The organism is Streptomyces sp. NPDC002643 (assembly GCF_053592555.1).
Map to the genome: position 1 here is coordinate 50585 of NZ_JBSFVY010000035.1, position 14089 is coordinate 64673.

The window sequence follows — 14089 nt, forward strand, 5'->3', positions numbered from 1 at the left end:
CGCACGACGACGCGAGGAGGCGGCAAGGCGGGATGCGACAGACAGTGCGGGAGTTCCAGCAGCGGGCGGAAGAGGGCGACTTCACCGCCGTCATCGACGACCACGGCCACCACACCGCCCGGGACCTCCTCGACCACGCCGTCGCCCTGGCGGAGGCGATGACCCCGGACGGAACACCCGGCGGCACACTCGTGGTGCAGGCCGACAACTCCTGGCGCACGGTCGCGGCCACGCTGGCCGCAGGGATGACCGGCGGTGTACTCGCCGTGGTGAACCGGCACACCACGGCGGCCGAGTTCCGGGCGGCGCTGGACGACATCCGGCCCGACGTCGTCGTCGCCGAGCCGTCCGCGCTGCGGGAGTGGCACGGGCAGGGGACGCGGGACCTGCCCACGGGCGGCGAGGCGGAGGCGCTCGACGGCTGGACCGTACTGTCCGACCGGGGCCCCAGGGACGTCACCCGCTGGAAGGGCGGCGCCGTCATCGGCTTCACGTCCGGCTCCACCGGGCGACCCAAGGGCGTCGTCCAGTCCGAGGCGGCCCTGCGCTACGCCTGCACCCGCACCCGCGAGATCAACGGCCTGCGCCCGGGCGACGCGGTGGCCGCCGTCGTCCCGCTCTCCTCCACCGCCGCGTACTGCTTCGGGGTCTGCATGTCCCTCATGCTGGCCGGGCCGCTGGTGCTGATGGGCCGATGGGAGCCAGGTGCCGCCGTCGTGCGGATGGCCGAACACCGCGCCCGGTGGACCATGTGCGTCCCGACGATGGCCCTGCAGATGGGCTCGGCGGCCTCCGGGTCGAAGGCGCTGGAAGGAGTACGTTCGATCACGGTCGGCGGCGGCCCCATGGACCGGGGCGCACTCGCCCGCGCCGAGCGTTCGCTCGGGACGAGAATCCTGCGGGTCTTCGGTATGTCCGAATGCCTCGGCCACACCTCGCCGCGCCCCGACGACCCCGAGGAGATCAGACTCGGCCGGGACGGCCGCCCCTTTCCGGGGACGGAACTGAGGGCCGTCGGCGCGGACGGAACCGTCCTCGGACCGGGCGGGACGGGACGCGCGCAGGTGCGGGGCCCCTCCCTCTTCCTCGGTTACGCCCGCGACGGCGTGGTGGAACCGCCCGCCCTCACCCCCGACGGCTTCCTGCCCACCGGAGACCTGCTCATGACCGCCCACGACGGCACCGTCACGGTCATGGGCCGGGAGAAGGACGTCATCATCCGAGGTGGCCGCAACCTCGACATCACCGAGATCGAACGCGCCGTCGCCAGCCACCCCAAAGTGGCCCGGGTGTGTGTGGCCCCCGTCCCCGACCCCCTCCTCGGCGAACGCCCGGCCGTGCTCGTCGTGCCCGAGGACGACAGCGGCGACCTCCACCTCGACGAGATCACCGCCCACCTGGAACGCACCGGCCTGTCCAAGGCGAAGTGGCCCGAGTTCGCCTTCACCGTGGGCGAGTTGCCGCAGACCAGGGTCGGCAAGCTGGACCGAGGGGGCGCCGGGGAACTCGTACGCGCCTTGCACGCGCGGCTCTCCGACGCGCACCCCGAAGAAGAGGCGCACCCCGAACAACATGAACTGGGAGACGTATGACGACCCGTTTCGACCGTGGACAGTGGGCGCGGGGCGGAGCCCAGACCGTGCGGCCCGGGGTGCACCGCGTACCGCTCCCGCTGCCGGAGGACGGGCTGCGGGCCGTCAACGTCTACGTGCTGGAAGAGGACGACGGCCTGGTGCTGATCGACGGCGGCTGGTCGATCCCCGAGTCCCGCAAGGCGCTGGAGGACGCCCTGGCCGGCCTCGGCCACGACCTCGCCGAGATCACCCACGTCCTGGTCACCCACATCCACCGCGACCACTACACCCAGGCCGTGGAACTGCGCCGCCTGCTCGGCTCCCGCGTCTACCTCGGCTCCGGCGAGCGGCGCGGCCTGGAACTGCTCGGCGAACTGCGCACCGACCAGCCCGTCGGATCGCTGCGGACCCTGCGCAGGGCGGGCGCCCGGGAGCTGGCCGACCGTATCGAGGCGATGGACCACGGAGGCTTCGACCCCGCCGTGTGGGAGGCACCCGACCGCTGGCTGGAGGCGGAGGAACTCCGGTTCGGGGCCCGCACCCTGCGCGTCGTGCCCACGCCCGGCCACACCAGGGGACATGTGGTCTACCTCGACGAGGCACGGGGGCTGCTGTTCTCCGGGGACCATGTGCTGCCGCACATCACCCCGTCCATCGGCTTCGAACTGGGCGACGGCCCCGGACTGCCGCTGGGCGACTACCTCGACTCGCTGCGCCTGATGACCACGCTCGCGGACGCCCGGTTGCTGCCCGCGCACGGACCCGTCGGTGACAGCGTCCACCGCAGGGTCGCGGAGCTGCTGGACCACCACGACGACCGGCTCGGCGAGACCCTCGCCGTCCTCGGTGGGCGCACCCTCGACGCACACGCCGTGGCCCGGGAACTCGGCTGGACCCGTCGGAAGGTGCCCTTCGAGGACCTGAACCCCTTCAACCGGATGCTGGCCGTCAACGAGACCGCGGCGCATCTGGACGTCCTCGTGGCCCGCGGCCTGGTCGGCCGCGCCTCGGTGGACGGCGTGGACCGCTACGCGCGGGTCGCCTCCGGCACGGGCGGCGACGACCGCGTATCGGTCCCGGCACCGGCGTCGGCGTAGCGGCGGGGCCGTCTCACCGCGCGGTCCAGCCTCCGTCGACGTAGAGCTCCGAGCCGGTCATGAAACCCGCGTCGTCCGAGGCGAGGAACGCCACGGCGGCCGCCACCTCCTCGGTCGTGCCCAGCCGGCCGAGCGGGGTGCCCTCGATCATCGCGGTCAGCCGTGGCGTGCCCCGCCACAGCTCCCGCGACAGGGGCGTCTCGATGAAGCCGGGGTGCAGCGAGTTGACCCGCACACCGCGCCCGCCCCAGTGCAGCGCGGCGTTCTTGGTCATCAGCCGTACGGCGCCCTTGGCCGCGTGGTACGAGAACTGGGCGCCGAAACCGCCGACCGTACCGAAGACCGAGGCGATGTTGACGACGGAGCCGCCGCCGGAGCGCTCGATGGCCGGACCACCGTGCTTCATGCCGAGCCAGACCCCGGTCTGCGTCACCCCGATCACCCGGTCCCAGGTCTCCCGGGTCTCGGTCTCCACCGTGCCCATCGCCGCGATCCCCGCGTTGTTGACCAGCACCGACAGGCTGCCCAGGCGGTCGGTCACCTGGGCGACGACCGTCTCCCAGGCCGTCTCGTCGGTGACGTCCAGGCGCAACCCCACGGCATCGCCCGGCAGTTCACCGGCGAATGTCTCGCACCGCTCGCCGTCGAGGTCGGTGACCACGACGGTCGCCCCCTCGGCCGCCAGCCGCCGTACGATCGCCTCACCGATGCCCCCGGTGGCACCCGTCACCAGCGCCACCTTTCCCGAGAGCCGGGCTTCCCTCACCGCTGCTCACACCCTCTCTCAGACACACGGAACGTCGACGGACAGGCCGCAGCGCAGCAGCGCGGACACCGCCGAGCCGACCCGGTCGAGGGTGCCGATGCGCCCTCACCACCTTCAAGCCCGGATCGCCCGAACCGACCAGGAACACGGTCGCCCTTCGGGGTCGCCGGGTTCTCCCCGGTACGGGCCCGGCATCGAGTGCCCCGGCGGCCTCGAAGACGACCACCTGACCGCGCAGACCCAGACCGAGCCCTTCCCACCGGCGCGGGACATGCGGGGTGAACACCCCCGCCGCGCGGGGCCGCCATGTACGTGGTGTCCCAAGGGGTCACTCACCGATCCCGCGCCACGCGAGCGCCCCGCCGTCGATGACGTACGAGGCGCCGGTGATGAACGCGGCGTCTTCGGAAGCCAGGAAGCAGGCCAGCTTCGCCACCTCCTCCGGCCGTCCGAGCCGCCGCACGAGCTGCGGCGCGGTCACCTCCCGCTCCATGGCGTCTCCTTGGCCGGACGCCTCGAAGAAGCCCCGCGCCAGTGGCGTTTCGATGACCCCGGGGCAGAAGCAGTTGCAGCGCACGGGTGCCAGATCGACGGCGGTGACCTTGGTGAGGTGGATGACGGCCGCCTTGGTGGTGCCGTAGACCGGTGCCAGGGGACGGCCGGTGAGCCCGGCCACCGAGGCCGTGTTGACGATCGCGGGTCCGCGGGTGGAGCGCCGCAGATGGGGCGCGGCGAACTTCGTGGCGAGCCAGACGGCCTTGAGGTTGACCTCGTAGACCGCGTTCCAGACCTCTTCGGGGAGTGTGTCGACGGCTCGCTCCTCCGGCCGGTCCACCAGCGCGGACTCGATCACTCCGGCGTTGTTGACGAGGACGTCGAGCCCGCCGAACCGCTCCACCGTGCCGGAGACCATGGCCTCGATGTGATCGCGGTCGCGCAGGTCGCACACGATCGCCTCGGCCTCGGCTCCGGCGGCCCGTACGAGGCCGGCGGTCTCGGCCGCGGTCGCCCCGTTCAGGTCGGCGACCGTGACCGCAGACGCCCCCTGCCGCGCTGCTTCCACGGCGATCGCCCGTCCGATGCCCTGCCCCGCGCCGGTCACGAGGACCGTCCTGCCGTCGAGTGAGCCGATGCCCATTCCCCGTCCCCCGCTCACAGCTTCTGGAAGATGTCGGACCCCGCGACCGACATGGCCAGGAAGACACCGGCCGACGTCACCAGCGTCATGACGAGCGCGATCGCCGCGACCAGCGGATAGGAGCCGTTGGACCAGTAGTCGAACAGGATGGTGCCCATGACCTGCGTCGTGGGTGCCCGCACCAGCAGTGAGGCGGTGAACTCATGAGTGAGCAGTACGAACATCAGCGCCGCCGCACCCGCGAGCGTGGGGCGCAGCAGCGGCATCACGATGTCGGTGGTGGTCCGCAGCGCGCCCGCCCCGCTCGTCCGCGACGCCTCCTGGTACGTGTCGCCGAGCGCCACCATCCCGGACAGCTGCATCCGGGTGGCGAAGGGCAGCATCAGGGTCACGTAGACGAGGACGATCACCGTTCGGGTGCCGTACAGGACGAACGGCTCGCGGCTGTACGTCAGCAGGAAGCCGGCGCCGAAGACCACCGCGGGGATACCCAGGGGCATCGCCACGATGAAGTCGACGGCGGCCCGGATGACGCGGAACCGACGCCCCTTGAGCAGCAGCGTGGCGGCGACGAAGCCGAGCGGGAGCGCGATGGCGACGGAGAGGACCGACGTGGTCAGGCTGTTGACGATCGCGTCGGTGATTCCCGACTCCTGGAACACGCGCCTGAAGTTGTCGAGCGTGAAGCCGCTCGGTTCGATCCGCCCGCTCCAGAACGCCGAGAGGGACACCACGACGAGAGCGCCCAGCGGCAGCGCCAGCGCCACCAGTCCGTAGAGGACGATGCCCGTGACCGCCACCCACGACGGCCGCCCGCCGGACCGGAAGGCCTTGCCGCCGTGTGTGACGAAGCGGCTGTGGTCGCCGAGCATGACCTTCTGGAGGAGGACGACGGCGATGCCGAACAGCAGCAGCGGCGAACCGATCGCGGCGGCCCTGCCGTAGTCGACCGGGCTCTGTGACACGGCCGCGTACATGTCAGTGGTGAGGACGTCGATGCCACTGTTCCTGCCGAGCAGCAGCGGTCCCGTGAACTGGCCGAGTCCAAGGAGCAGGGCCACAAAGCCCCCGTACACCAGGGTCGGACGCAGCAGCGGCAGCGTCACCCGGAAGAACACCCCGGCGGCCGATGAACCGCTCACCTGTGCCGCCTCGATCAGCTCCGCGTTGATGTTGCCGAAGCCGGCGCTGACGAAGAGGTAGACGAAGGCCGTCAGCCCGAAACCGGTGATCAGCACGATCCACGGAAGCGTGTAGATGTCGACGGGCCCCTCGTCGAGATGGTTCCACCACGGCAGGTGGCGCAGTGCCGCGTTGAGGTAGCCGGGCCGGGGCGAGAACAGGAACGCCCAGCCGGTCACCGCGGCGACGGCCGGGATGACGATGGGCAGGACGGGCAGGACGCGCAGCAGCCGCAGACGGGGCGGAAGGCGGGTCGCCGCCCAGGCCAGGAACGTGCCGAGGACGAGCGCGATGGCCAGTGAGCCCAGCGCCAGACCGGCCGTCGTCCGCAGCGTCCCGGGCATGTCCGGATCGTCGAAGGCGGCACCGTAGCCACGGGCGTCGTCCTCGAAGGCCAGTCGCTGCAGGCCCACCAGCGGAGCGATCACCAGGTAGCCGATGGCGGCGAGGAAGACGAGCGCGCCCAGCCGGGGCAGGTGGCGCTGCCCGCGCGTCCACGCCGTCGGACGCGGCGGGCCCGGCTGCGGCGGTGCCTCGGTGGGGGAGGGGGCGGGTACGGCGGGTGCGGCCATGACGTCACGCCCCCACTGCGGCGGCGGGGGCGTACACGGCTGTCCGTACTCCGTCGGCGTCGTAGTAGACGGCCGCGTCCTTGGCGAACCACGCGGTCACCCGTTGTCCGCGCGACAGGCCCCGGGCCCAGGGCCTGCCCGTCAGGGGAGCACGGGCGTGCAGACGGCTGCCCGCGATCGTGACGACCACGTCCATGTGGCGACCGCCGAACTGCGCGTCGACGACCTCCGCCGCGAGGCCGACACCGTGGGGCGGCACCTTCTCCTCGGCCGGGCGGAGCTGAAGATCGTCGGGACGCAGCCGGGCGATGACCTCGCCGTGGGAGCGGGGCACCGGGAGGTCGTCGGCCACCGTTTCACTCGCCGCGCCCGACGAGCCATCGCTCCCCGACGAGCTGTCACTCCCCGACAGGACGTCGACAATCGATCGGCCGTCTGCATCCGATCGGCCGTCTGCATCCGATGGGACGTCGGCACCTGGTGGGACGTCGGCACCTGGTGGGCCGACGAGCACCCACCCCTCACCCCGGCGCTGGAGCGGAAGCCGGTTCGACATGCCGATGAACCCGGCGACGTACTCGGTGGCCGGTGCCTCGAAGACCCGTTCCGGCGTGTCGAGTTGCTCGATCCGCCCTGCCTTCATGATCGCCAGCCGGTCGCCGAGTGCCAGTGCCTCACTCTGGTCGTGGGTGACGAACACAGCGGTGAAGCCCAGTCGCGCGTGCAGTTCGTGCAGTTGGGCACGCACCTGGTCGCGCAGCCGGGCGTCGAGATTGCTCAGCGGCTCGTCGAAGAGCACGAGGTCGGGCCGGGCGGCCAGGCCGCGGGCCAGGGCCACCCGCTGCTGCTGGCCGCCACTGAGCTGCGCCGGGTAGCGGTCGAGGAGGGGCGTGCAGTCGACGAGTGCCGCCGCCTCCTCGATGCGTGTGCGCGCCTGCTCACGGGCCACCCGCCGGGCTTTGAGCGGATATCCGATGTTGCGGCGCACCGTCATGTGCGGCCACAGCGCGTACGACTGGAACACCATGCCGATCCTGCGCTTGTTCGGGGGGAGGTCGACCTTCCCTCGTATGTCCAGCACCGTCCGGTCGCCCAGTGAGATGCGTCCTTCGTCGGGTGTCTCCAGACCGGCCAGACAGCGCAGCGTCGTGGTTTTCCCGCAGCCGCTGGGACCGAGAAGAACGATGAACTCGCCCGCCTCGACCTCCAGCGACAAGTCGTCCACGGCGACCGCCGGCGGCTTGCCCGCGAACCTCTTCGTCAGACCCTCGATGCGCACGTGGGACACGGGGACTCCTCACATCCAAAGATCAGGTGAGTGGGCACCCCTCGGCGAGGGTGCCCACACTGCTGTGCATGGGGCCTGGCGGACGCCGCCCACCGCCACTACTGGAAGAGGGACTTCCACTTCTTTTGGTACGCGGTCACGGCGTCGGGTGTGAGCTTGGCCGGATCTTGGATGCGCACCTTGTCGTTGGTGATCACTGTGCCCGGGACGTCGGGCAGCACCGAGCCGGCCGACGGTGTGATCAGCTCCTGCCCCTTCGCGGTCACCATGAAGTTGGCGAACAACTGGCCGGCGTTGGGGTGCGGGGCGGTCTTGAGCACCATGCCGTAGTACCGGGCACCCCACGCGCCGCCCGGCGCCATGCGGTAGTCGACCGGCGCGCCCTTCTTCTTGGCGGGATCGAGCGTGATCGGTGCCACGAAGCTGCCGGCGGCGATCTCCCCCGACTGCAGCGCCTCACCCATGGGCAGGGCACTGGGGTAGACGCGCGGCTTCTGAGCGGCCAGCTTCTTCACGAAGTCGGCGCCGTACTTCTCCTCCAGCCACAGGTAGAAGTCCACGATCGAGGGCGCGGTCGGCTCGATGACGCCGATCTTTCCGCCGGAGAGCGACGGGTCCAGCAGGTCCGGGTAGTCGGTCAGGCCCTCGGGGTGGAGTTCGGTGTTCCAGCCGAAGGTGAGGACTGCGGAGTTGGTCTCGAAGTAGTTGCCCTTGTGGACGTACTGCTTGGTGTCGTAGTCGCCCTTGCCGGTCAGTTCGGGGCCGGTCGGCGCGAGGAACCGGTCGGCCTCGGCCTGCGCCTTCGCCCAGGACAGGCTCGCGCTGACGTACATGTCGGCGATGCCCTTGCCGGAGTTGAACTCCGTCTCGACCTTCACCCCGAGGTCACCGTCGACGCCTCGGACGGTCTTGACGTCGATTCCCGGGTACTTGGCCTCGAAGGCCTTCGCGAGGTTGTTGAGAGCGGTCAGATCCTGGGCCGAGTAGACGGTGACCTGTCCTTCTTTCTTCGCTGCGGCGACCAGTTCGTTCAAGCCCGCCGATGCGGGTACGACCTTGGACTCGGTGTTGTCGTCGGTGCCGCCGCCGCACGCGGCGGCCAGCAGTGTGGTGATCGATAGCAGGATGAGCAAAGCCCCGCGCCGTCGCGGATCTGATCTCATTCTCGGCTCCCTTACCTGAAACCGGCTCCCGGCCGAACCGGCGCGCACCCGAGCGGACTTCGCGCTGGAGGTGGCCGCATTGCCAAGATTGCAGGGAAATTACCAAACTGAACTAGGTTAGGCAATAGGGTGGGCAAGGGTCCTGCGGGTGGGGTTCGGTTGGGGGTGGCGCGCCGAATCGTGCCTGCTCACGCGACTTTGGGGCATGGCGTGTTCGAGCTCAGAGGGGTGCTTGCCGCGCCGCTTCGTGCCGTGGCGGCGGCTACGAGTGGATGTTGAACTCATTTCAGTTCAACATTCGGGTCGGTGGAGATGCTCTGGATGCGCGGTGTCATCGGTCGTGGGTGCGTCGGCGTCGTCGTCGGCGGTGGCGGTACGGGACCTGCCTCAGCCGAGGGCGTTCCCACGATGCGGGACGCCGTCGATCCGCACAAGCGTCTTGCCGGTGTTGTCGCCGCGGAGGAGTGCGGCCAACGCCGTCGGCGCCTGGGCCAGTCCGTCGACGACGGTTTCACGGCAGTGGAGGCGGCCCTCGCGCACCCATGCCCCCATCCGCCGTCTCATCTCGGGGAGCAGATGGGTGTGTTCGCTGCCGCGGAAACCGCGAAGGGTCAGCCCCTTGGTCACCGCCAGCATGAGGTTGTCAGGGCCGGGCGGGGGTTCCGCGGTCGCGTACTGCGAGATCATGCCGCAGATCGCGACCCGGCCCGACTTCCGCAGCGCCCCGAGCGCGGCCTCCAGATGGTCGCCACCGACGTTGTCGAAGTACACGTCTATGCCGTCCGGAGCCGCCTCGCGCAGAAGGTCGGGGAGGGGGCCGCGCTTGTAGTTGAAGGCGGCCTCCAGGCCGAGATCCTCCAGGAGGTGGCGCACCTTCGCGTCGGAACCGGCGCTGCCGATGACGCGGTGCCCGCAGATCTTCGCCATCTGTGCGACGAGGCCGCCGACCGCGCCGGCCGCGGCGGAGACCCAGACCACGTCTCCTTCGCGCAGGCCCGCGACATGGAACAGGCCGGCGTAGGCGGTGAGTCCGCTCGCGCCGAGCACGCCGAGGTGGGTCTGCGGGGGCACAGCGCTCACATCGAGCCTTGTGAGCGTACCGACGCCACCGAGCGCCGGTTTCTCCGCCTCGACGACCGCGTAGTCGCGCCAGCCGGAGGCGTGCCACACCGTGTCGCCGGGGGAGAACCCGTCGGCGTGTGATTCGAGAACCTCCCCGATGGTCATGATCCCGTCCATCGGCTCCCGGAGCGGGAAGGCCGGGAAGTATCCCGGTGGAGCCTTCTCGCGCAGTCGTATCCGGAGCGCCGCGTCGACGGATGTCCATGTGTTCCGTACCAGGACCTCGCCCGGTCCCGGTCGCCGGACCTCGACTTCGACGACGCGAAAGTCCGAGGGCCGCACCTCGCCACGGGGATAGGCGATCGGCCAGACCTCACGGCCGATCGTCGCCGTGTCTCCCCGGAACGCGTCACGCACCGTCTTGGCGCCGCTGGGTCACAGGCCCCTCGAGGCCGGAGGCGTTGGTGCGGGGTTCGGTGGTGCCCTGTGCGAGGGAGGCGGCGCGAACGGCCGCGGTCCCGGCCGCGGTGAGCCCGAACACCAGAGCCGACGCGATCCCGCCGGCGTAGGCCCGGTACCACAGACCTCCGGTGTCCGAACCGGCTGCGAGCAGTCCTTCCACGGGCTCGCCCTCCGTTCCCAGAACCTGTGCCCGGTCGTCGATGCGGACTCCGTGGAACGGGAAGGTGATGGCCGGCACCGTCTCGATGACGTAGTAGGGCGGTTCGTGGAGTGGCGATGGGTCGAGCCGGCGGCCCGGCGCCGGGTTCTCGCCTGCCGACATCTTGGCGTTGAACCGGTCGACGGCCGCGCGGACGGCCGGTCCGTCGTATCCCCATTCCTCGGGAAGGCAGGCGAGTTCGTCGAGGTCTTCCGCGAAGCCGACCCGGCCGCCCCGTTTGGCGGCGAGTGCGAACTTGTCGACGGCGACCGCCCCTTTCACATAGGAGCTCACCACCCAGTCGCGGAAGACGCGTGCGTCGGCGATGAGGAGGCCGCGGTTCTCGGGCTGTTCCATCAGCGCCATCGCCGTCAGGTGATCGCCCAGTGTCTCATCGGTGAACCGCTCGCCCGCCAAGTTGAACAGCAACGCGTGCTCGCTGTAGTAGAGCGACAGGTCGACGAAGTCCACAGGGTCCGCGAACGGGATGCCGCTCGGTATCAGATGTCCGTAGAAGCCGGCCCCCGGCTTCCCGGTCGCTGCCCCGGCGGCGGTCGCCAGACGATAACCCGCCCCGTTGCTGTCGGGGTTGGAACGCAGTTGCATGCGGTCGGCGTGGGGATGGACGAACTTCCTGCGGAGAGCCATGTCCCCCTGGAAGCCCCCGGTGGCCAGGAGCGTCGAGGTGGCGTGCACCGTGTGTCGCGTCCCGTCGCCCGTGACGAGCTCCGCGCCGGTCACGGCCCCGTCCCGCGAGAGGAGCCGCTCGGTATCAGTGCTCAGCAGCAGTTCGCCGCCCTCCTCCACGACGATCCGGCGGCAGGTGTCGACGTAGTGATGGGTGTCGAACTGGTGCCCACGGCCGAAGTCCAGGATGGGCTGAGCGTCCTTGACGACGACTCCCGTGCTGCGAATCCACGCGATGCCGTCCTCGAAGCGGTCCACGAGGGCCTGCTTGAGTGAGGTCTCTCCGCCCGGGTTGTGCTGCTCCATCACCTTGTGGCTCGGCGCGGTCCAGGCGTATCCGGCGTAGCGCGCGGAGCCTCCGACGGCACCGCTGATCTCGACGACCACGACCGACAGTCCATTGCGTACGGCTCTCGCGCCCGCCGTCAGTCCGGCCATCCCCGCCCCGATGACGAGCAGGTCCACCGTCCGGTGGTCCGACATGTGCACTCACCCCCTCCTCGGCGTTCGTTGTCCGGCGTACCCGGGCAGGGTGTCCAGGGTCAACCTGAATTGACTTCAATTTTTCCCGTCGCTGAGCTTGTGGTCAATAGCTTCGTCAGCAGGGACACAGTCGGTGTGGTCGCATCCGGAGTGAATTCACCTCATGGACAGGGGAATCCGCTTGCGGGGCCCGAGGGCCGGGTCGCGCAAGTCGTCGAGCACGGAGTGCGCTTCGCGGGCGCGGCGCAGGCAGTCCGGGTCGAGGTCCGCGACGAGCAGTTCCCGTTCGTCGGGCCCGGCCTCGGTGACGAGGCGGCCGGTCGGGTCCCAGACGGCGCTGCCGCCGCATGTGGCCCAGCCGCCCGTGGAGCCCACATGGTTGGACAACACCGTGTACATGGTGTTGTCGAAGGCCCGCGACGGGAACCACATCCGGGACTCGTAGTAGCCGTTGCCCACGCTGAACAGCGCGCCCACCACGTAGGCGTGGCAGCCGTCGAGCGCTGCGGCACGGGCGTGCTCGGGGAAGCCGGAGTCGTAGCAGACGCCGAGACCGATTCTCCATCCGCCGAGGTCCAGTGAGAGCCCGTGGTCACCGGGACGGTAGATGTCCCGCTCCGTACGGAAGAGCATCTGCTTGTCGTAGCGGGCGGTCCAGGTGCCGTCGGAGTCCAGCACGAGGGCGGACACGGTCAGTTCGCCGGCGTCGTGCACCGCTGTGCCGACGACCGCGACGGTTCCGGTGTCACGGCATGCCGTCAGCAGCGGGTCGAGTCGTGCGTCGCCCTCCGCCTGCACGGCGCGGCGTTCCGGGTCGGCGCGGACGAGGTCCGGCTCGTAGCCGGTGAGGAACTTCTCCGGGAAGACGACCATCTGCGCGCCGGAGTGCTCTGCGGCCTCGCGGACCATGGCGGCGGCGGTGGCGGTGTTGGTGACGATGTCACCCGGCTCGGGGCATGCCTGGGCCGCGGCGATACGCAGGGGACGGGAGGGCAGGGGCATGGGGTCGGTCATGGTGTCGCACCTTGTTCGGCGTGGCGGGTCGACGAGTTGGCGTGAGGCGAGGCGCTATCGGTGGACGGGTGAGGGCAGCCGAACCCGGGGCGCGGTCGTGGTCGATGTGCCGGTGCTCCGGCCCGCCGGGGGTGAGTCGGCGTCCCAGGGCCATATGCCGGATGAAGTCCCAGGGCCATGTGCCGGATGAACAGGACCCGGCCCGCGCGGTCGGTCAGGACCGCGCCCGTAATGACGCGGCCGCGGAACTCCTTGCGCGATGTCAACTCGGCACACTCTCAGTCGGCGGTCATCGAGGTGACGCCGTCAGCTGTGGGGACGGGCAGGGGTTTGGCGTAGCAGCGGCTGAGCGTCTTGTGTTCGTACGGCGGGTAGTTGGGGATCGGCCGGTACCCGGCGCGGGTGTACAGCGCGATCGCCTCGGGCTGGTGGACGGCCGTCTCCAGACGTATCTCGGGGTGGCCGAGGGCGGTGGCGGTGCGTTCTGCCTCGGCCAGGAGCCGGGCGGCGATGCCACGGCCGCGGGCCTCGGGAACCACGTACATGCGCTTGAGTTCGGCGGCGGTGTCGGGGGCGGGAAAGGGCTGGACGGCACAGCAGCCGATCGGGCGGCCGTCGGCCCGCGCGAGCAGGAAGCGGATGGCGGGGTGGAGGTGGGAGCCGCCGGTGCAGGGCTCGTCGGGGTAGCGGGCGGCGAGGTCGTCGTCGAGGGCGCGGACCAGCCGCACCACGCTCGGGTGGTCGGCCGCCACAGCGGTGACAGTGAGATCGTGGGTGGTCACAGGGTGCGGTTCCCTTCGAGGATCAGGTCCAGTTGTCCGTCCAGGACGCGCCGTTGGAGGTCGGGCGGGTAGGCGACTGGATCGGTGACGGCGTTCAGGGCCAGGCCGTCCAGGCATACGACGAGGGCGCGCACCCGGTTCTCCAGGTCCCCCGGCTCCGGCTCACCGGGCAGTGCGGCGCGCGTCAGGGCGGTCAGCCGGCGCACCCAGGAGGCATGGCTGACGGAGTGCTCGCGCAGGAGTTCCGGGTCGGTTCGGGTGGTGAGCAGGAAGGACGACCACACGACGGCCTCCAGGTGCCGTTCCTCGTCCAGGGGGAGTGCCTGCTCGGCCACGGCATACAGGTGGGCGCGCGGGTCCGGATGCCGTGTGGGCATCGCGTCGATGCGGTCCGCCATGCGGCGATGCATGACGGACCGGGCATGCGCGAGGAGTGCCTTCTTGTCGTGGAAGTAGTGGGTGACCATGCCCGTCGTGCATCCGGCGGCGGCGGCGACCGACCGGAGTGTGAGCCCCTCCAGCCCGTTTTCGCTCACCACCCGCCAGACGGCACCGGAGATCTCGGAGCGACGCTGGGCATGGTCCACCTGTCGAGGCACGAGGTCCCTCCTCTTCGCGTA

Annotated in this window: 12 protein-coding genes; 2 read left to right on the plus strand and 10 right to left on the minus strand. The window is 70.5% G+C overall.

The annotated features are described in order from the left end of the window. The first annotated feature begins 32 nt into the window (after nucleotides 1–32). The gene (locus ACWD4G_RS37230; RefSeq protein ID WP_451301583.1) at nucleotides 33–1592 is read left to right on the plus strand and encodes a class I adenylate-forming enzyme family protein; all 1560 of its coding nucleotides are present in this window, start codon (nucleotides 33–35) and stop codon (nucleotides 1590–1592) included. Beyond that, complete coding sequence (locus tag ACWD4G_RS37235) at nucleotides 1589–2671, plus strand: MBL fold metallo-hydrolase (RefSeq protein WP_451301585.1); 1083 nt, start codon at nucleotides 1589–1591, stop codon at nucleotides 2669–2671. The genes ACWD4G_RS37230 and ACWD4G_RS37235 overlap by 4 nt, the downstream gene beginning before the upstream one ends. Before the next feature lie 13 nt (nucleotides 2672–2684). On the opposite strand, the gene ACWD4G_RS37240 is transcribed toward ACWD4G_RS37235, so the two are convergent. The 10 genes from ACWD4G_RS37240 to ACWD4G_RS37285 form a co-directional block, all read right to left on the minus strand. Further along, complete coding sequence (locus ACWD4G_RS37240; RefSeq protein WP_451301587.1) at nucleotides 2685–3437, minus strand: SDR family NAD(P)-dependent oxidoreductase; 753 nt, start codon at nucleotides 3435–3437, stop codon at nucleotides 2685–2687. Nucleotides 3438–3765: 328 nt separating this feature from the next. Beyond that, nucleotides 3766–4575, minus strand: coding sequence for an SDR family NAD(P)-dependent oxidoreductase (locus tag ACWD4G_RS37245; protein WP_451301589.1), 810 nt, complete (start codon nucleotides 4573–4575; stop codon nucleotides 3766–3768). 14 nt (nucleotides 4576–4589) lie between these two features. Then, entirely contained in the window at nucleotides 4590–6329 is a 1740-nt protein-coding gene (locus ACWD4G_RS37250; RefSeq protein WP_451301591.1) for an ABC transporter permease, read from the minus strand. A gap of 4 nt (nucleotides 6330–6333) precedes the next feature. Further along, nucleotides 6334–7617 (minus strand): ABC transporter ATP-binding protein, encoded by a 1284-nt coding sequence (locus tag ACWD4G_RS37255; protein WP_451301593.1) that lies wholly within the window; start codon nucleotides 7615–7617, stop codon nucleotides 6334–6336. A gap of 98 nt (nucleotides 7618–7715) precedes the next feature. Continuing rightward, nucleotides 7716–8780 (minus strand): ABC transporter substrate-binding protein, encoded by a 1065-nt coding sequence (locus ACWD4G_RS37260; protein ID WP_451301595.1) that lies wholly within the window; start codon nucleotides 8778–8780, stop codon nucleotides 7716–7718. A gap of 387 nt (nucleotides 8781–9167) precedes the next feature. Continuing rightward, nucleotides 9168–10259 carry an NADP-dependent oxidoreductase gene (locus tag ACWD4G_RS37265; RefSeq protein WP_451301597.1) on the minus strand — a complete coding sequence of 364 codons (1092 nt, stop codon included), beginning with the start codon at nucleotides 10257–10259 and terminating at the stop codon, nucleotides 9168–9170. Further along, nucleotides 10252–11673 carry an FAD-dependent oxidoreductase gene (locus ACWD4G_RS37270; protein ID WP_451301599.1) on the minus strand — a complete coding sequence of 474 codons (1422 nt, stop codon included), beginning with the start codon at nucleotides 11671–11673 and terminating at the stop codon, nucleotides 10252–10254. Before ACWD4G_RS37270 ends, ACWD4G_RS37265 begins: the two co-directional genes overlap by 8 nt. A 156-nt stretch (nucleotides 11674–11829) precedes the next feature. Continuing rightward, the gene (locus ACWD4G_RS37275; RefSeq protein WP_451301601.1) at nucleotides 11830–12687 is read right to left on the minus strand and encodes a carbon-nitrogen hydrolase family protein; all 858 of its coding nucleotides are present in this window, start codon (nucleotides 12685–12687) and stop codon (nucleotides 11830–11832) included. Between the two features lie 278 nt (nucleotides 12688–12965). Beyond that, on the minus strand, nucleotides 12966–13469 hold the full coding sequence (locus ACWD4G_RS37280; protein ID WP_451301603.1) for a GNAT family N-acetyltransferase: 504 nt from the start codon (nucleotides 13467–13469) through the stop codon (nucleotides 12966–12968). Further along, a complete protein-coding gene (locus ACWD4G_RS37285) occupies nucleotides 13466–14068 on the minus strand; it encodes a TetR/AcrR family transcriptional regulator (protein ID WP_451301605.1) in 603 nt (200 codons plus the stop codon). Before ACWD4G_RS37285 ends, ACWD4G_RS37280 begins: the two co-directional genes overlap by 4 nt. Nucleotides 14069–14089: the final 21 nt, after the last annotated feature.